Annotated in this window: 16 protein-coding genes; 6 read left to right on the top strand and 10 right to left on the bottom strand. The window is 47.9% G+C overall.

The features are described from left to right. The first annotated feature begins 22 nt into the window (after nucleotides 1–22). From L4C35_RS20925 to L4C35_RS20910, 4 genes are all read left to right on the top strand, one after another. A complete protein-coding gene (locus L4C35_RS20925) occupies nucleotides 23–802 on the top strand; it encodes a DeoR family transcriptional regulator (protein ID WP_428464716.1) in 780 nt (259 codons plus the stop codon). Between the two features lie 9 nt (nucleotides 803–811). Further along, entirely contained in the window at nucleotides 812–2,647 is a 1,836-nt protein-coding gene (gene glmS / locus L4C35_RS20920; RefSeq protein ID WP_428464715.1) for a glutamine--fructose-6-phosphate transaminase (isomerizing), read from the top strand. A gap of 374 nt (nucleotides 2,648–3,021) precedes the next feature. Then, nucleotides 3,022–3,402, top strand: a complete 381-nt coding sequence (locus L4C35_RS20915) for a helix-turn-helix transcriptional regulator (RefSeq protein ID WP_048900087.1) — start codon at nucleotides 3,022–3,024, stop codon at nucleotides 3,400–3,402. A 244-nt stretch (nucleotides 3,403–3,646) separates the two neighbouring features. Beyond that, on the top strand, nucleotides 3,647–4,003 hold the full coding sequence (locus tag L4C35_RS20910; RefSeq protein WP_428464714.1) for a helix-turn-helix transcriptional regulator: 357 nt from the start codon (nucleotides 3,647–3,649) through the stop codon (nucleotides 4,001–4,003). 87 nt (nucleotides 4,004–4,090) lie between these two features. Here L4C35_RS20910 and ilvA read toward each other — a convergent pair whose 3' ends face one another. From ilvA to ilvG, 5 genes are all read right to left on the bottom strand, one after another. After that, nucleotides 4,091–5,659 carry a threonine ammonia-lyase, biosynthetic gene (ilvA, locus tag L4C35_RS20905; RefSeq protein ID WP_428464713.1) on the bottom strand — a complete coding sequence of 523 codons (1,569 nt, stop codon included), beginning with the start codon at nucleotides 5,657–5,659 and terminating at the stop codon, nucleotides 4,091–4,093. 5 nt (nucleotides 5,660–5,664) lie between these two features. Beyond that, a complete protein-coding gene (gene ilvD, locus L4C35_RS20900; RefSeq protein WP_428464712.1) occupies nucleotides 5,665–7,506 on the bottom strand; it encodes a dihydroxy-acid dehydratase in 1,842 nt (613 codons plus the stop codon). 78 nt (nucleotides 7,507–7,584) lie between these two features. After that, nucleotides 7,585–8,520, bottom strand: a complete 936-nt coding sequence (ilvE, locus tag L4C35_RS20895) for a branched-chain-amino-acid transaminase (RefSeq protein WP_428464711.1) — start codon at nucleotides 8,518–8,520, stop codon at nucleotides 7,585–7,587. A gap of 21 nt (nucleotides 8,521–8,541) precedes the next feature. Then, complete coding sequence (ilvM, locus tag L4C35_RS20890) at nucleotides 8,542–8,790, bottom strand: acetolactate synthase 2 small subunit (RefSeq protein WP_048900090.1); 249 nt, start codon at nucleotides 8,788–8,790, stop codon at nucleotides 8,542–8,544. Then, nucleotides 8,790–10,436, bottom strand: coding sequence for an acetolactate synthase 2 catalytic subunit (gene ilvG / locus L4C35_RS20885; protein ID WP_428464710.1), 1,647 nt, complete (start codon nucleotides 10,434–10,436; stop codon nucleotides 8,790–8,792). The genes ilvM and ilvG overlap by 1 nt, the downstream gene beginning before the upstream one ends. A 381-nt stretch (nucleotides 10,437–10,817) precedes the next feature. On the opposite strand from ilvG, the gene L4C35_RS20880 reads away from it, so the two are divergent. Then, nucleotides 10,818–12,350: a YifB family Mg chelatase-like AAA ATPase gene (locus tag L4C35_RS20880; RefSeq protein WP_428464709.1), complete on the top strand. Its 1,533-nt coding sequence runs from the start codon at nucleotides 10,818–10,820 to the stop codon at nucleotides 12,348–12,350. 71 nt (nucleotides 12,351–12,421) lie between these two features. Here the strand turns inward: L4C35_RS20880 and L4C35_RS20875 are convergent, their stop codons facing one another. From L4C35_RS20875 to L4C35_RS20855, 5 genes are all read right to left on the bottom strand, one after another. Beyond that, entirely contained in the window at nucleotides 12,422–13,021 is a 600-nt protein-coding gene (locus L4C35_RS20875) for a DsbA family protein (protein ID WP_428464752.1), read from the bottom strand. Between the two features lie 133 nt (nucleotides 13,022–13,154). Continuing rightward, nucleotides 13,155–14,141: a serine/threonine protein kinase gene (locus L4C35_RS20870; protein ID WP_428464708.1), complete on the bottom strand. Its 987-nt coding sequence runs from the start codon at nucleotides 14,139–14,141 to the stop codon at nucleotides 13,155–13,157. A 137-nt stretch (nucleotides 14,142–14,278) separates the two neighbouring features. Beyond that, nucleotides 14,279–15,709 (bottom strand): cytochrome c oxidase accessory protein CcoG, encoded by a 1,431-nt coding sequence (ccoG, locus tag L4C35_RS20865; protein ID WP_428464707.1) that lies wholly within the window; start codon nucleotides 15,707–15,709, stop codon nucleotides 14,279–14,281. 273 nt (nucleotides 15,710–15,982) lie between these two features. Beyond that, nucleotides 15,983–16,249 carry a YihD family protein gene (locus L4C35_RS20860; protein ID WP_428464706.1) on the bottom strand — a complete coding sequence of 89 codons (267 nt, stop codon included), beginning with the start codon at nucleotides 16,247–16,249 and terminating at the stop codon, nucleotides 15,983–15,985. A gap of 116 nt (nucleotides 16,250–16,365) precedes the next feature. Further along, nucleotides 16,366–16,539, bottom strand: coding sequence for a hypothetical protein (locus L4C35_RS20855; RefSeq protein ID WP_428464705.1), 174 nt, complete (start codon nucleotides 16,537–16,539; stop codon nucleotides 16,366–16,368). 367 nt (nucleotides 16,540–16,906) lie between these two features. Here L4C35_RS20855 and L4C35_RS20850 point away from each other — a divergent pair, with 367 nt between their 5' ends. Further along, nucleotides 16,907–17,584, top strand: coding sequence for a FadR/GntR family transcriptional regulator (locus L4C35_RS20850; RefSeq protein ID WP_428464704.1), 678 nt, complete (start codon nucleotides 16,907–16,909; stop codon nucleotides 17,582–17,584). The last annotated feature ends 214 nt before the right edge of the window (nucleotides 17,585–17,798 follow it).

The following is a 17,798-nucleotide window of genomic DNA, read 5'->3' as shown; positions in this document are numbered from 1 at the left end:
ACAGTTGGCAAGTCGAAATATAATGTCAAAACGAAATACTCAGCAACGCCGTCATGGCATCGCAGCCTTCATCGCCCAGCAAGGTGAAGCGAGCGTGGATATTCTGGCGCAGCACTTTTCAACGTCCGAAGTTACGATTCGAAAAGATCTTGCCACATTGGAAAAGAGTGGCTTACTACTACGCCGCTATGGTGGTGCAGTGGCGATGCCATCTGAGATCGTGGCCATTGATGAAGCAGAAGAATATGTTTCAGAACGAAAGCTCGCGATTGCGAAAGCAGCTGCAGCGCGTATTCGAGACCATAACCGCTTAATTTTTGATAGCGGTAGCACCACAGCTTGCCTGATCCCCCTGCTGAATGACAAGCAAGGGCTGATTGTGATGACCAACTCCCTCAATGTTGCCAATACCCTCAATGAGCTTGAAAACGAACCAACGCTGTTGATGACAGGTGGTACTTGGGATCCGCATTCAGAAGCCTTCCAGGGCCAAGTAGCGGAATCAGTGCTGCGTTCGTATGACTTTGATCAACTCTTTATTGGTGCAGATGGCATTGATATTGAAAGAGGGACTACAACTTTTAATGAGCTGATGGGATTAAGCCGAGTAATGGCCGAAGTGTCCCGTGAAGTTGTGGTGATGGTGGAGTCGAGCAAGGTGGGCCGTCGTATTCCCAATTTAGAGTTACCTTGGGAGAGCATTAATACCTTGATCACCGATGACGGCCTCGATCTTGAAGCTAAAACACAAATTGAATTATGCGGTGTGCAAGTGATTTGCGCGCCAGTCGAACAAAATTAGGAGATTTTTATGTGCGGAATCGTGGGTGCAGTAGCACAGCGTGATGTGGCTGAGATTTTAGTCGAAGGTTTACGTCGTTTAGAATATCGTGGTTATGATTCGGCTGGTGTTGCCGTTGTCGATCAGCAAGGTCACTTAAATCGCGTTCGTCGTTTAGGTAAAGTGCAAGCGTTAGCCGATGCCGTTGACAGTAACCCAGTGATTGGCGGTACAGGTATTGCCCATACGCGTTGGGCTACCCATGGCGAACCATCAGAAGCGAATGCGCACCCGCATATTTCTGGCGACAATATTGCACTGGTTCATAACGGTATTATTGAAAACCATGAAGAGCTGCGTACGCTATTGACTGAGCGCGGCTACAGCTTTGTTTCGCAAACCGATACCGAAGTGATTGCTCACTTGGTGGAGTGGGAATTACGTTCAGCGGCCACCCTGCTTGAAGCGGTACAAAAAACCGTGGCACAACTTGAAGGTGCTTATGGCACTGTTGTGATGGATCGTCGAGACCCTGATCGCGTTGTGGTGGCTCGCTCTGGCAGTCCACTGGTGATTGGCTTGGGGGTGGGTGAAAACTTCTTAGCTTCGGATCAGTTAGCACTGTTGAATGTGACTCGTCGTTTCATGTTCTTAGAAGAAGGTGATGTGGCTGAAATTACTCGCCGTGAAGTGAATGTATTTGATGCGAGCGGTGAGCCAATTCAACGTGAAGTCCATGAGTCTAACTTGCAGCAAGATGCTGCAGATAAAGGCCAATACCGTCACTACATGCAAAAAGAAATTTACGAGCAACCAAGTGCATTAATCAACACCATGGAAGGCCGTATTAGCAACGATAGCGTGATTGTTGAGAGTATTGGTAGCGGTGCGAAAGAGATCTTAGAGAAAGTTGAACACGTTCAAATCATAGCTTGTGGTACCTCTTACAACGCGGGTATGGTGGCGCGCTACTGGTTTGAATCTATGGCTGGTGTGAGTTGTGATGTAGAAATTGCCTCTGAATTCCGCTACCGCAAGTTTGTCACTCGTCCAAACAGCTTATTGCTGACCCTGTCTCAATCGGGTGAAACGGCTGATACCTTGGCTGCGCTACGTTTGGCGAAAGAAAAAGGCTATATGTCAGCGATCACTATTTGTAATGTGGCTGGCTCTTCATTGGTGCGTGAATCTGATTTAGCCTTCATGACGCGTGCAGGCACGGAAATTGGTGTGGCATCGACTAAAGCCTTTACCACTCAGTTAGTGGCGATGCTGATGTTTGTAACGGCTCTCGGGAAAGAGAAAGGCCTGATCAGTGCAGATAAAGAGCGTGAAATTGTTGCATCTTTGCACCAGTTACCGACTCAAATTGAGAAAGCATTGGCGTTTGATAAGCCAATTGAGCAACTAGCGGAAGATTTTGCTGACAAGCACCACGCGCTATTCCTTGGTCGCGGTGAGTTCTACCCAATCGCAATGGAAGCGTCACTGAAACTAAAAGAAATTTCGTACATTCATGCTGAAGCTTACGCTGCGGGTGAATTGAAGCACGGCCCATTAGCATTAATTGATGCGGATATGCCAGTGATCGTGGTGGCACCGACCAACGATTTGCTTGAAAAGCTAAAATCGAACATCGAAGAAGTGCGTGCACGTGGTGGTTTACTGTACGTCTTTGCTGATAGTGAAGCAGGTTTTGAAGCGTGCGAAGGCATGAAGATCATTACAATGCCATGCGTGGATGACATTATTGCCCCTATCTTCTACACAGTGCCAATGCAGCTGCTGTCGTACCATGTTGCTTTGATCAAAGGGACCGATGTCGATCAGCCTCGTAACTTGGCTAAAGCGGTAACGGTTGAATAGATCTCACGATTGAGTTTTTGTTTGAACATTAAGAAAAAGCACCGTTCGCGGTGCTTTTTTTATGGCTGGTATTCGGCAACGAGTGAGAGCGTCTATTCTCTAGTACATTAATGACGCTTATTTCTACGGTAATGGCCAACCAACACACGGATTTGTCTGGTTTGTTTAGCACGGGTGACGAGAATATTGCGAAATGAAAATCTAGATAGCTATGTACAACTTTCTGCGAATCAAAATAGAAACGCCTGGTGTGGCTCTATTGTAAGTTGTTGAATAGTTGGTTTTTTATTTGCTTCTCCAATGTGGCGCATCTTGTGCAAGTTCAGTCATGAACACTAAGTAGTCTTCTATTTGATGTGTATTGGAGGTTAGACATGACAGATTCTAAAACGAAAATCGCAGCACGTATTCGTGAAGCCCGTGAATGGAAAGGGCTGACCCAAGTCCATATGGCCCAACAGCTCAAGGTTGCGCGTCAAACTTATCTCGATCTTGAAACAGGAAAAACCGAACCTAAAGTCCGCTTGTTGTCTGAGATCTCTGAAATTACCGAGCGTCCTCTAACTTGGTTCGTCTATGGCGACGAAGGGATCGAGATATTAGAGAGCGAGTACAAAGAAGAAATCGATCGTCTGTTACAATACTTTAGTCGCTTGCCGCATTCGGCACGGAACGTCATTTTGCAACAGAGTATTAATTTAGCGGGGTTCATGGCGGAATACACGAAAGCACTGACGCAGCGAGATAAAAGTTAACCTAATTATGTTACAGCGCTCACTGCATTGAGTTGTACGATGTTGTAGGCAATATTAAAATGTGCTTGTCTACTTAGCCTTACATTACAAGCTAAGGGTCACAAATTGACTTTTCACTCGGTGACGCGTGGGATGCGAAGGGCATAATTCCTAGTTATTAATAACTTAGTTATGCCTTAAGGCGGTCGTTCGTTGTGGCACAAGTTATCGTGCTAACAACTGCGATGAAGTAGATGGTATCTGCATGAATATTTCCAAAGTACTGATCGCCAATAAAATTCGTGAGGCGAGAGAGTGGAAAGAAATCACGCAAGTTGGAATGGCTAAAAAGCTTGGCATTGCGCGTCAAACTTATCTTGATTTAGAGTCCGCGAAAACGGAACCTCGAGTGTCGACATTAATGAAGATCGCAGAAGTGACTGAGCGTCCTCTAACTTGGTTTTTATTTGAAGAACATTCAGCCAGCCGTCCGTGTGTGCAGGAAGATACGCAGCAATTAATTAATATGCTCGCTGAAGTGCCCCCACCATTACGGGCTCGATTAATTGAACTTAATCTGAGTTTTATTTCGTGTTGGTTTGAACAGCAAACAAAACGCTGACATAACGGATTTTCGGTTATTGTTTCGATCATAAAAAAGCAGCCACTGGCTGCTTTTTTAATGCGCGGCGTTCACCTTGAATGAGCGCTATTGGGCGAGGAAAAATTGATAAGCTGGGTTGGCTGTTTCATCTTTCCACTGATAGCCAAGCTCTCGTAAATAGCTAGTAAATGAGAGGACATCATTTTCTTCAAGCTCAAAACCACAGAGTACTCGGCCATAATCAGCACCGTGATTACGGTAGTTAAATAAACTGATATTCCAGCGCGTACCGAGCGTATTTAAGAATTTCAACAAGGCGCCTGGGTATTCAGGAAATTCAAAGCTATACAGTTTTTCTTGTAAAGGCTTAGAAGGACGCCCACCTATCATATAACGCACGTGCAGTTTTGCCATTTCATCATCGGACAGGTCGACCACAGGATATCCCCCATGGCGTAGGTCGTCGATAATGCTATCCAGCTCTTCTTGCCCTTGCATTAATCTCACGCCGACAAACACATTGGCTAAGCTGTCATCGCTGTAGCGGTAGTTAAATTCAGTAACGGCACGTCCGCCTAGGATATGGCAGAAATCAAGGAAAGCACCTTGGCGCTCAGGAATGGTGATAGCCAGCAAGCCTTCGCGTTTTTCACCTAACTCACAGCGTTCTGATACATAGCGTAAGCCATGAAAGTTGAGGTTAGCCCCAGAGAGTACAGCTGCCAGCTTTTTATCTTGCAGCTGGTGGAGATCGGCATACTTCTTCAATCCCGCCAGAGATAATGCACCTGATGGCTCGGCAATTGCCCGCGTATCTTCAAAGATATCCTTTACGGCGGCACAAATCTCATCGGAACTGACCGTTATCACATCATCGAGGTGTTGCTGACACAGGCGGAAGGTTTCATCACCAATGCGTTTAACGGCGACACCGTCGGCAAACATCCCGACTTGCTCCAGCGTCACGGGTTCGCCTGCTGCCAGTGCCGCTTTAAGACAGGCTGAATCTTCGGCTTCTACCCCTATCACTTTGATTTGTGGCAGCAGTTGTTTGAGTAATACCGCTACCCCTGCAGCTAAGCCGCCGCCCCCGACAGGGAGAAACACATACTCAAGATGACCATTTTGTTGGAGTAGCTCCATACCAATGGTGCCTTGTCCTGCAATGACTGCTGGGTGATCAAACGGTGGAATAAAGGTGAAGTGGTGCTGTTCGGCAAGTTCGACTGCCCGAGCTTTGGCTTCATCGAAATTATTCCCGTGTAGCACGACTTTTCCGCCGAAACTTTTCACCGCTTCGACTTTAATGTTTGGCGTGGTGAGCGGCATTACAATGGTGGCTTGCACCCCCAGCTGTTTACCTGATAACGCTAACCCTTGGGCATGATTGCCCGCAGATGCCGCAATAACCCCTGCTTGTTGCTGTGCCGGCGTGAGCTGAGACATCATGTTGTAAGCGCCACGCAGTTTAAAAGAGTGCACCGGTTGGCGGTCTTCTCGTTTTAATTGGATCTGATTGCCCGTGCGTTCGGACAGTCGCGCCATGGTTTGTAATGGGGTGACTTGCGCCACCTCATAGACAGGTGCGCGGAGGATATCTCGCAAATAATCCGCGCTGCTTAATGGTGTTGAGGCTTGCGAGTTGGTGTCGTTAACTTGCTGAACGTCGCTCATAATGACTACCCTTCGAGTTTTGACTTATCACGGATGGCACCTTGGTCGGCGCTGGTCGCGAGCAACGCATAAGCACGGAGTGCGTAAGACACATCGCGTTGACGATCGACAGGCTTCCAACCCTGCTGATTGGCTTGGTTGCGGCGTTCAGTTAGTGTTTTTTCATCGACATTGAGATCAATCGAGCGGTTGGGAATATCAATCGCAATCGTGTCGCCATCCTTGATTAAGCCTATGGTGCCGCCACTGGCTGCTTCGGGGGATACATGGCCAATCGATAGTCCTGATGTCCCGCCTGAGAAGCGACCATCAGTAATTAATGCACACTCTTTGCCTAACCCCATCGATTTCAGATAGGTGGTTGGGTACAGCATTTCTTGCATGCCAGGGCCACCTTTTGGCCCTTCGTAGCGGATCACCACCACATCGCCTGCTTTGACTTTTCCGCCTAAAATACCTTCCACAGCGCTGTCTTGGCTTTCAAATACCACGGCAGGACCAGTAAAGGTTAAACAGCTTTCATCAACGCCGGCGGTTTTAACTATGCAGCCATTGAGTGCCATGTTGCCAGACAGTACCGCGAGGCCGCCGTCTTGGCTAAAGGCGTTGGCTTTGTTACGAATACAACCGCTTTCACGATCATCATCGACGCTGTCCCAACGACAATTTTGTGAGAAGGCTTTAGTGGTACGAATGCCAGCAGGGCCAGCACGGAAGAAGTCTTTTATTTCAGCCGAGTCTGTCACGGCAATATCATACAGTGGTAGCGTTTGAGCAAACGTCTGGCCTAGCACATTGTAGCAATCGTTATGGAACAAGCCTGCGCGATCCAATTCACCCAAAATACCGTAAACCCCACCTGCGCGATGCACATCTTCCATATGGTATTGCTGAGTGGATGGTGCGACTTTACACAGGTGTGGTACCCGACGAGACATACGGTCGATGTCGTTCATGGTGAAGTCCACTTCCCCTTCCTGTGCGGCTGCCAGTAAGTGCAGTACGGTATTGGTCGAGCCGCCCATGGCGATATCGAGTGCCATCGCATTTTCGAACGCTTTTTTATTGGCGATATTGCGTGGCAGGGCGCTGACATCGTCGTTTTGATAATAACGCTGGGTTAAATCGACAATACGTTTACCTGCATTGATAAATAGCTGCTCACGGTCGGCATGGGTTGCCAGCATCGAACCATTACCTGGTTGGCTTAAACCCAGCGCTTCGGTCAGACAGTTCATCGAGTTGGCAGTAAACATGCCTGAACATGATCCACAGGTTGGACAGGCGGATCGTTCGATCTGTTCGCTCTGTTCGTCAGAAACTTTAGGATCCGCCCCTTGGATCATGGCATCAACCAGATCCAGCTTCAGGATTTGATCCGATAGTTTGGTCTTACCCGCTTCCATCGGACCACCAGATACAAAAATCACCGGAATATTGATCCGTAGTGCGGCCATCAGCATGCCTGGGGTGATTTTGTCACAGTTGGAAATACACACCATGGCATCGGCACAGTGGGCATTGACCATATACTCGACGGAATCAGCAATGAGCTCGCGTGATGGCAGTGAGTACAGCATGCCGCCATGGCCCATTGCGATGCCATCATCGACTGCAATGGTATTGAATTCTTTGGCGATCCCGCCTGCTTTTTCAATTTCGCCCGCGACCAGTTGCCCCATGTCTTTTAAGTGCACGTGGCCTGGTACAAATTGAGTGAAGGAGTTAACGACGGCAATAATCGGCTTACCGAAATCTTCATCTTTAACGCCAGTGGCACGCCATAAAGCGCGGGCACCCGCCATATTACGGCCGTGAGTGGTGGTGGCAGAACGGTACTTAGGCATAACTACAAATATCCTTTTGTTGCATGACCCGCTTGAGTGATTAAATGCGGGTCATGGCGGTAATTGTTGGCAGTGGGCTTATTTTTTGTCGGGGTAGACGTAATCTAACCAGCCCCACTTATCTTCCGTGGTGCCATTAAAGAGGCCGAAGTAAGCCGCTTGAATCACTTTAGTGATAGGGCCGCGTTTACCTTCGCCGACGACAATTTGATCGACGGTGCGCACCGGTACGATTTCAGCGGCTGTGCCTGTCATGAAGATTTCATCAGCCAGATACAGGGCTTCGCGGGCAATGTTTTCTTCGCGTACTTCGTAGCCCATCTCTTTGGCGAGCACCATGATCGAATCGCGGGTGATCCCTGGCAAAATGGCACTGGTTGCTGGTGGGGTTAGCAGTACCCCATTTTTGATCACAAAGATATTTTCGCCCGCCCCTTCAGACAGGTAGCCGTCAACGCTTAAAGCGATCCCTTCAGCGTAACCGTGACGGCGCGCTTCACTGCCCACGAGTAATGATGAGAGGTAGTTTCCCCCTGCTTTTGCCGCGGTTGGAATGGTATTGGGTGCCGCGCGGTTCCAGCTTGAAATCATGGCATCAACGCCATTTTCGAGTGCTTCTTCCCCTAGGTATGAGCCCCATGGGAAAGCGGCCACGATCAGATCCATTTCAGTGCCAACGGGTGGGCAAACACCTAACCCGACATTACCGACATAGCCCAATGGACGAATATAGGCGGACTCGAGTTTATTGACGCGAATGGTTTCGCGACAGATTTCCATCAGCTCGTCTGCACTGTAGGGAATCGGGAAGCGGTAAATTTTGGCGGAATTTTTCAGCCGTTCCATGTGCTCTTTATGACGGAATACAATCGGCCCTTTGGGGGTGTTATAGCAGCGAATGCCTTCAAAAACCGAGGTACCGTAATGCATTGCGTGAGTCAGTACGTGGACATTAGCCTCGCCCCAAGGAACCATGTCACCATTAAACCAAATATAATCTGCTGTATTTGCCATTTTGCATTGCTTCCTTATGCACTAGTCTTGGTTTTCTAAAAGAGTTGTTGTTACGGTGCGAATATCCCAAAGTTTTTCAATTTGGTTGATCAGGGTGCTGATTGGTCGATCGCTATCAACCACAATTTCAACGCTGGCAACCTTACTTTCATGGTTCTGAGTCGCGATGACTTTCTTAATAATAAAGCCACGGTGACGAATAACGCGTAATACTCGCTCTAGTAATACTGGTTTATCATCCGCTTTGATGTCGAGTAAATATCTATCCATTAGGTGTTCTCCAGCATATCTTGGTTAGCCGCGCCCGGTGGCACCAGTGGCCATACGTTTTCTTCTTCTGAAATCAACACATGAAGTAAGTAGGCGGTGTCACTTGCCAGCATTTCCTTGAGGGCTGGTTCGACTTCGTCTTTTTTGGTGATGGTTTTGCCTGGAATATCAAATGCCTTGGCGAGCATCACAAAATCTGGGTTGTCATCGAGAATGGTTTCGCTATGGCGGCCATCAAAAAACAGTGACTGCCACTGCCTTACCATGCCAAGACGTTGGTTGTTGATCAGCACCATTTTGACTGGGATCTGCTTGCGTTTTAGGGTGCCTAGCTCTTGGACATTCATCATGAACGAGCCATCGCCCGAGATTAAAATTGATTCATCGTTGGGGCGTGCGACTTTGGCGCCCATCGCGGCGGGTAAGCCAAAGCCCATAGTGCCAAGACCTGCGGAGGTGATGTAATTTTGAGGCTCTCGCGGTTGAATGTGTTGGGCTGCCCACATTTGGTGTTGGCCGACATCGGTCGATACCATTGCGGTGTCGGGCATCATGTCAGACAGCTGCTTCATCAAGCCTGGTGCGTAAATAAGATCGCCGGGGTGGTCATAACGCCATTTGAAGTCACGGCGTAAGGTGTCGCAATGTTTCAGCCATGGGGTGAGAGCTTGGCTGATCTCTAACTGTGGCAAGATGGTATTAATATCCCCACGTAATGGCGCATGTGCTTGGCGGAGTTTGTTAAATTCAGCCGCATCGATATCTAAGTGGATCACCTTGGCGTGCGGGGCAAAGGTATCGAGCTTGCCAGTTACCCTATCGTCAAACCGTGCGCCAACCACGATCAACAAGTCAGACTCTTGCACCACTAAGTTGGCGGCTTTGGTGCCGTGCATGCCGAGCATACCCAAATAATGGGGATGGTGGCGTTCAATGGTACCAAGCCCTTTTAAGGTGCTGACTGCAGGCATAGGATTTAACTGTAAAAATTGGCGAACCGTATGGGTTGCTTTAGCCAGGTGGACCCCACCACCGACATACAGCACAGGACGCTCGCTATCGGCTAAGAGTTGTTGGGCGGTTTGTAGGGCGTGGTGACACACTTGAGGTATCGCAGGAGGAGTAAATGTTGGCAGTGTTTCAACGGGGGCTTGCGCTAACTGAACGTCTTTGGCGATATCGACAATCACGGGACCTGGGCGGCCTGTTTTCGCAACTTCAAAGGCTTCGGCTAGCGTTGGCGCTAACTCGTCGATGTCGGTTACCAAATAACTGTGTTTGGTACAGGACAACGACATCCCGATCACATCCATTTCCTGAAAGGCATCGGTGCCGATATGGGTACTGGCAACCTGACCTGTGATGGCAACCAGAGGTACCGAATCGAGAAAGGCATCAGCAAGCCCGGTCACTAGGTTGGTTGCTCCTGGTCCTGAGGTTGCCATACATACCGCAACATCTTGGGTGGCGCGTGCCATGCCGATGGCTGCCATTGCAGCCCCTTGCTCGTGACGGCAAAGAATATGCTCAACCCCACCATCGTAGAGTGCATCGTAGATAGGCATGATAGCCCCACCTGGGTAACCGAATATTGTGGTTATTCCTTGTTGCTGCAGCGCTGTTACAACTAACTCTGCCCCTGTCATCACGATCCCCTTATTCCATGTTGCGGATTGTCTATTTGCTTGCAGTTAGAAAAAAGCCCCCGGACCTTGTGGCTGCGGGGGCTTGTGCGTTGTTGCATTTGCGGCTGTTTAACGCCTAGCACTCCCCGTTGCGGTGATAATAATCACCACAATGACGTTAATAATGAGTACGAGGGCTTTGGCATTAAATCGCATTGTTACCTATCCAACTAATTTGTTTATTTGTTGCGCTTCCTAAGTGGTAACACAGACATGAGTCGCATGACAAGAAAAAACTCAGGATTTGTTTTCATTTCCACTGCATATATAGGCTAAGCATGAAACGAAATTGATAACTTTCATTAACTTATTGGTGTAAACCATCATCAGGGTGATTAAATTATGACTTTGGCCATTGTTCATAGCCGCGCGTGTGTTGGGGTAAATGCACCGCCTGTTACCGTAGAAGTACATATTAGCAATGGTATGCCTGCGTTAACCTTGGTGGGGCTACCTGAAACAACCGTGAAAGAGGCCCGCGATCGGGTGCGCAGTGCGATTGTAAATGCCAACTTTGAATTCCCTTCTCGTCGTATTACGGTCAACCTAGCTCCCGCGGATTTACCCAAAGAAGGGGGCCGCTTTGATTTGCCTATCGCATTAGGCATTTTGGCAGCATCGGGACAGATACCGACAACTAAGCTGCCAAATCATGAGTTTTTAGGGGAGTTGGCGTTATCTGGCCAACTTCGCGCGGTGAAGGGAGCACTGCCTGCGGCACTGGCGGCTAAACAGCGTAATCGTTGCTTAGTGGTGCCAGACAATAACGGCGATCAAGTTGGGCTGGTGGAGGGCTCAGAGCATAAATCGGCGGCGGATCTGTTAGCGGTATGTGGCTATTTATGCGATCAACAGCCTCTTACATTATTTCAGCGTACTACCGATGACATGCCTGTGAGTACGACCGAGCACCTGCGAGATATGCAGGATATTATTGGTCAGCAACAAGGTAAGCGGGCGTTAGAAATTGCGGCGGCGGGTGGCCATAATGTGTTATTTCTTGGTCCACCAGGCACAGGTAAAACTATGCTGGCTTCTCGGCTGTGTGATTTGTTACCGCCGATGTCGATCCCTGAGGCATTAGAAACGGCTGCGGTTACATCGTTAACTCAGCAAAGCTTGCACCAAGGCAATTGGCGTCAACGCCCTTTTCGAACCCCGCACCACTCCAGCTCCATGGCGGCGTTGGTGGGCGGCGGCTCTGTCCCTCGGCCTGGTGAAATATCACTGGCCCACAATGGCTTACTTTTCTTAGATGAGATGCCTGAGTTTGAACGCAAAGTGCTGGATTCATTACGCGAACCGCTTGAATCTGGGGAGATTGTGATTTCTCGTGCCACCAGCAAAGCGACCTTCCCTGCCCGCTTTCAGCTTATTGGGGCGTTAAACCCCAGCCCAACCGGTTATTACGAAGGGAATCAATCACGGACCAATCCACAGGCGATTTTACGTTATTTAAGTCGTTTATCAGGGCCGTTGTTGGATCGTTTTGATATGTCGATTGAGATCCCGTTGTTACCGCGCGGTACGCTGGCTGAAGGGGGCGATCGAGGAGAGCCGACAGCGGTGATCCAAGATCGGGTATTGCAAGCGAGGCGGTTGATGGTTGAACGTTCGGATAAAGTGAACGCCCTGCTGTCGACCCGAGAATTAGACCGATACTGTGGCCTGACAAAAGCGGATGCGACCTTTCTCGAAACCGCCCTTCATCAATTGGGGTTATCCATTCGTGCTTATCATAGGATCATTAAAGTGGCGCGTACCATTGCTGATTTAGCGGGAGAGAGTCAGATTTCGCGTAGTCATTTAGCAGAGGCGCTGGGTTATCGGGCGATGGATCGGTTGTTGAAGCAGTTAAGTGCGCAAGTTGTATGATTCAAAGTGGGTCATTAAAAATAAAGAAAGGGCGCAGGCGCCCTTTCTAGATATTTGGTTGCTGTTACTTCTTATTTTTTAAGCAAGAAATTGACCAACTCAAAATACTCTTCAGCCGATTCAATTTCACCGGTTTGTACTAGGTATTTGTTGTTTACCACAACCGCAGGAACACCGGTTAGGCCACTATCTTGGAAAGCTTTGTTGTAACGGTTAACCATGGAGTTCACGGCAAAGCTATTGAAAGCGCCATCGTAGTCTTCCGCTTTTACACCTTCATCTAAAAAGATTTGGCGTAGTTCAGCATCGCTGCGTGGGGCTTTTTGCATGCCGTGGATACGGTTAAATAGCACTGGGGTCATTTTATCATCAATGCCCAAGGTGATAGACGTCGCGTAGGCTTTGCTCAATGATTTGCCCATAGGGCCACCCATGAAGGAAACGTGATTCTTTTGGAATTTGGTGTTTTCTGGCAGGGTCTTTTTGAGCTGCTGGATCATCGGCTCAAAGCTATTACAGTGTGGACAGAAGAATGAAAAGAACTCGGTCACTATGGGTGTGGAAGACTTAGGTAAGTCCAATACCTTGTAGTAATCCCCTTCGGTAAATTTGGCTGCTTGTACGGAAAACGATAGCAGTGTGGCACTGGCAATCGCTAAAATTGTCTTCATTATACGCATGAAGTCTCCCTATTTGGTCTATTTGTGGTACTGACTGGTGATGCTGTTGCAGTACGATTATGTCGGGATCAATCCCTTGTCATTATTGATTGTTGTCACAGTGTTTTGTGTTACTAACCTTTGGCTACCATTGCGGCATTAGCTGTAGCGGGGGCTCATGCAGTGCTGCGATTTGTTCTTTAAATGCGAGCACTTGGCCTTCCCAGTACTTATTGTCTGCAAACCAAGGAAACGCCCTTGGGAATGCAGGATCTTGCCAACGCTTAGCAAGCCAAGACATATAATGCACCATTCTAAGACCGCGTAAAGGCTCAATTAGTTGCAGCTGATTATGATTAAAATCAGCAAACTCATTATACCCCTCAAGAATGGTATCAAGCTGTGCGAGTTGGTCATGGCGATCGCCATTTAACAGCATCCATAAATCTTGAATGGCAGGGCCGTTACGGGCATCGTCGAGGTCGACAAACATCGGGCCATCACGCCATAAAATATTACCTGGGTGACAATCACCGTGTAAACGCAGGGGTTGCCAATGGGTATGCCACTGCTGAGTGAGTTCGCCAATTAAGGTATCAAGATCAGCAAAGAAGACATTTTTGAGGTGATCGGGAATGAAGTCTGCGTTTTCGAGGATCTGGCGCGGTTGATGCAAATATTCGTCTAACCCTATGGTTGGACGGTGTTTGAAAGATGAGCCTTGGCTGGCTTGGTGAATACGGCCAAGAAAGCGGCCTACCCCTTCGAGTTGGTCAAAATTATCGACTTCAAATTGACGCCCGCCAACACTTGGGAATAAGGCAAAGCGATGGCCTTGATAATGCAGCAGGCTTTCACCATCGATCTTGATGGGGGCTGCAATGGGGATTTCTTGCTCAACCAGTTCATGGCTGAAATCGTGCTCTTCTTGGATTTGTTCGTTGGTCCAGCGCTGAGGACGGTAGAACTTGACGACATAGCGTGAGCGATCTTCTGCTTGAAATTGATAAACCCGGTTTTCATAGCTATTGAGTGCTAACAAGCCTGACTCTGCACGAATGCCTGTACTGTCTAAGGCATCAAGCAATAAATCAGGGGTGAGATCAGAAAAACTAAAGCTTTGTTGTGTCATGGAGGTGTCCACAGCCGAATGAATGGGAAAGAGTATACCACTAGATCAAAAAAGGACCTGTGCTGGTCCTTTTCTGAGGCTGGCTAAAGCGGTGTGCTAAAAATAGCGACGTTGCTGAGTGACTATCTTTTCAGACGTTAACGTAGCTCGCCGATAAAGCGACTTTCCGTGTGTAATGGATCCCCCGCATCGCTAGCGGTGTCTTGCATAATGAAGGTGATATCAGCAATCGGTGTAGTCAGATCATATGGGTCGACCCCAAGGCTGATCGGCAAGGTATAAATTTCACCTGCTGCCACATTGACCGTTTGGGCACCGTACCATTCTACGCCTTCTAACCCGCTAACCGAGAGCTGGTAAGTCCGCGCTTGTTGGGTTTTATTGAGAATTTTTAAGGTGTATGTGTTTTCGACTAGGCCATCGTTGTTTTCTTTGAACAGCTGGCTACGATCGCGAATCACATCCAATCCCATCGGATTCACACTGGCGAGTAAAACGAAAAACAGCCCTATCATGGCGATCATGACAGCCCCATAGCCGATCAGCTTAGGACGCATCACCTTGGTGTGTTTCCCTGCTAATTTATGTTCTGTGGTGTAGCTGATTAAGCGTGTTTCATACCCCATGCGATCCATAGTTGCATCGCAGGCGTCGACGCAGGCGCCACAGTTTATACATTCATATTGCAGGCCATCTCGAATATCGATCCCGGTTGGGCACACTTGGACACACAGGTTGCAATCAATGCAGTCGCCGAGTCCCAATGCTTGTGGATCTTTTTTGCGTGAGCGAGGGCCACGGGCTTCGCCGCGATCGGTATTGTAGCCAACAATGTAGGTGTCTTTATCAAACATCGCTGATTGAAAGCGCGCGTAAGGGCACATGTGGATACAGACAATCGAGCGCATCCAGCCCGCGTTCGCATAAGTACAACCAGCAAAAAACAGCACCCAAAAGCCAGCAGAAAAGCTGGTGCTGAAGGTAAAGAAATCGATAAACAGTGATGTAATAGGAACGAAGTAACCAACAAAGGTTAGGCCGGTTAATAAGGCGACGCCAATCCAAGCGAGGTGCTTGAGCGTTTTTCTAAATAGCAGTTTAGGCGTAAGTTTCATGCCATCTTGCTTACGACGCTTGTTGGCTGCTCCCTCAAGCTTTTCTTCAAACCAAATATAAATAAAGGTCCATACGGTTTGTGGGCAAAAGTAGCCACACCAGACTCGGCCTAAAAAGGTGGTGATAAAGAATAAGGCGAAGGCCGCAATCATGAAAACGGTGGCTAATAAGGTCAGATCCTGTGGCCACAACGTGGTGCCAAAGAAGTGAAATTGTTGTTGGCCGATATCGAGCAATATGGCTTGGCGCTCCCCGTAGGGGATCCAGGGTATCCCCATAAACAACACCATCAATACCCAGCCCATTCGCTGGCGTAATTGTTGGTAAATCCCTTTTACTGCACGCACATAGATACGATTGCTGGGATTAAAACGGTCGGCGTTACCTTTGTGGGTCTTAGGGTTAAACTGCTGCGGGGTGACATCCTTAATCTTGATTTTCTCTTGGCTCATGGCATTACTTTCCTTGGGGCCCACGCGAAGGTGTGCCGTTTGATCAGATACGTTGCCTGATCGCTATAAATGATACGCGTATGTTATCAACTGATTATATAACAGTCGGTTTGCGGATTACTCTAGCACGGTCATAATTTCTGTAATCGGTACAGAACAAGCGTTTTTAGGCTATAACAGAAGGAAAGTGAGGAGAAAAACATCAGGTGAACAGTGAAGAAACCAAGAGTGCTCACCCAATGTTAACTTGCGAAGATGGAGGGCTATTGTGAATTATTCAATGATGCCACGCGCACGTAAAATGGCGGTTTTGAAATCATTCTCACAGTCTTTCGCGAGGCCTGGGATCATCTCTTTTTGATCGCTGTTACGCATTTTAAGGTGGTAAATCAGAACATCGTCGGTCAGATCTTCTAGCTTGCCTTCAAACTTAGCTTCTTTCGCTAGTTCTAGCAGGAACTCGATCAGGTTAAGTTCTGGGTTCTTTTTCCACTCTGGGTGGATCAGTTCAATCAGTTCGTTAACGCGGTGGGTTTTCATTTTTTCTCCACAATGAAGGCTGAATAAATTGTCATGTTTTTATTATGGAGAAAGTATACCAAGATGGTTTCTGAAAGAAAGACAGCAAAGTTTGCTGTCTTGTACTCTCTTGGCTTTTACGCCGCTTTATCATCGGCCTTTTTCGTGGCAATGATAGTTTGACTTGGCATCTGGTGAACATCGGCAGACACTTGTGGTGCAGTGCGTGCTTTAAAGCGTGGCGCATGCGAAGTGGTACGAGACAGAGATGGACTACGGGTATTTGAGCGAGCGAAAGTCATTGGGCGCATGGTTTTTACCTATTAATCAGGCACATCCGTGGCCAAAAAGAGATTACAAATGAGATGACGCTAGTACGGTGGTGATTGGGGATGTCGTCACCGTGGTGTTTAGCGTGATACTTACCGTCTGAAAACGTGGCTAGGATACCAGCAAGCTTTTAGCGAGTCGAGCAAATTATGAACGATGTATTCTGTCGGGTTGGTTGAGAGTGGCTCATAAAAAACGCAAAAAAACGGATATCTGATACAAGTGTGAAGATAAGCCGTTTCACCATGCAGGCTTTGTGGTCTAATTGCGCCGTATTAGGCTGCTCAATATTGAACAGCGATAAAATAAATTGGCAACTATTATAAAAAGAGCCTTTGAGGGGGAATAATGGAGCGAGATCAGCAACGGTTAGTGACGAGCCGAAACCTGTCGTATCGGTTAGCGGAATCAATTGGTCAGCGCATCTTGAAAGGTGAAACACCCCCTGGTGATATCTTACCGGGTGAGGTTGAGCTGGGTGAAATGTATGGGGTTAGCCGAACCGCAGTACGTGAAGCGATTAAAATGTTGGCGGCCAAAGGCATGGTGTTACCGCGTCCACGTATTGGTACCCGTGTATTGCCAAAACGTAACTGGAACTATCTGGATCAAGATTTATTGGCATGGCTCGATTTTGATGATTCGGGTGAGTTAGTTGAAGAGTTTCAACGGGTGCGATTAACATTAGAACCGGAAGCGGCAGCATGTACTGCGCTTAATGCGAGTGATGCTGATCGTGATGAGCTGGCGAGCTTGGTTCAAGAGATGCACAAGTTAGGTGAGCACTTTGAGCAAGAGCGCTGGATTGCGATCGATACCCGCTTTCATCAGTTGATCTATTTTGCCTCGGGTAATCATTTTATCAGTCCGTTTGGTAACTTGTTCAAAGCGGTGTTTGAAAGCTATTTCCGTATTATTACCCGTGAACGTATGTTGAAGTTAGAGCTTCATCAGAAAGTGGTTGATGGTATTTTAGCGCGAGATCCTGATGCGGCTCGCCAAGCGACCATAGAACTACTGAAATAATCGCTAAGACGGAGCCTTGTTACTCATGACAGCGCTCCGTATTTTCTCTGTCTGTTCTTTTGTTTCTCTCCCTCCCTCCGTATTTATCACCTCTCGTGAACTATTGTTTAGATTGTAACTTACTAAATAGACTTGCGATTTTTTAGAGGGCTGTACAAGATAGAGATAACTTATCTTTAGCCCGATGATTATTCATTATTCGTCTGCATCATCG

This window comes from Photobacterium kagoshimensis (genome assembly GCF_050337045.1).
Taxonomy (GTDB): Bacteria; Pseudomonadota; Gammaproteobacteria; order Enterobacterales; family Vibrionaceae; genus Photobacterium; species Photobacterium kagoshimensis.
Note: the sequence above shows the minus strand (reverse complement) of the source record. Positions and strands in the feature narration are given on the sequence as shown.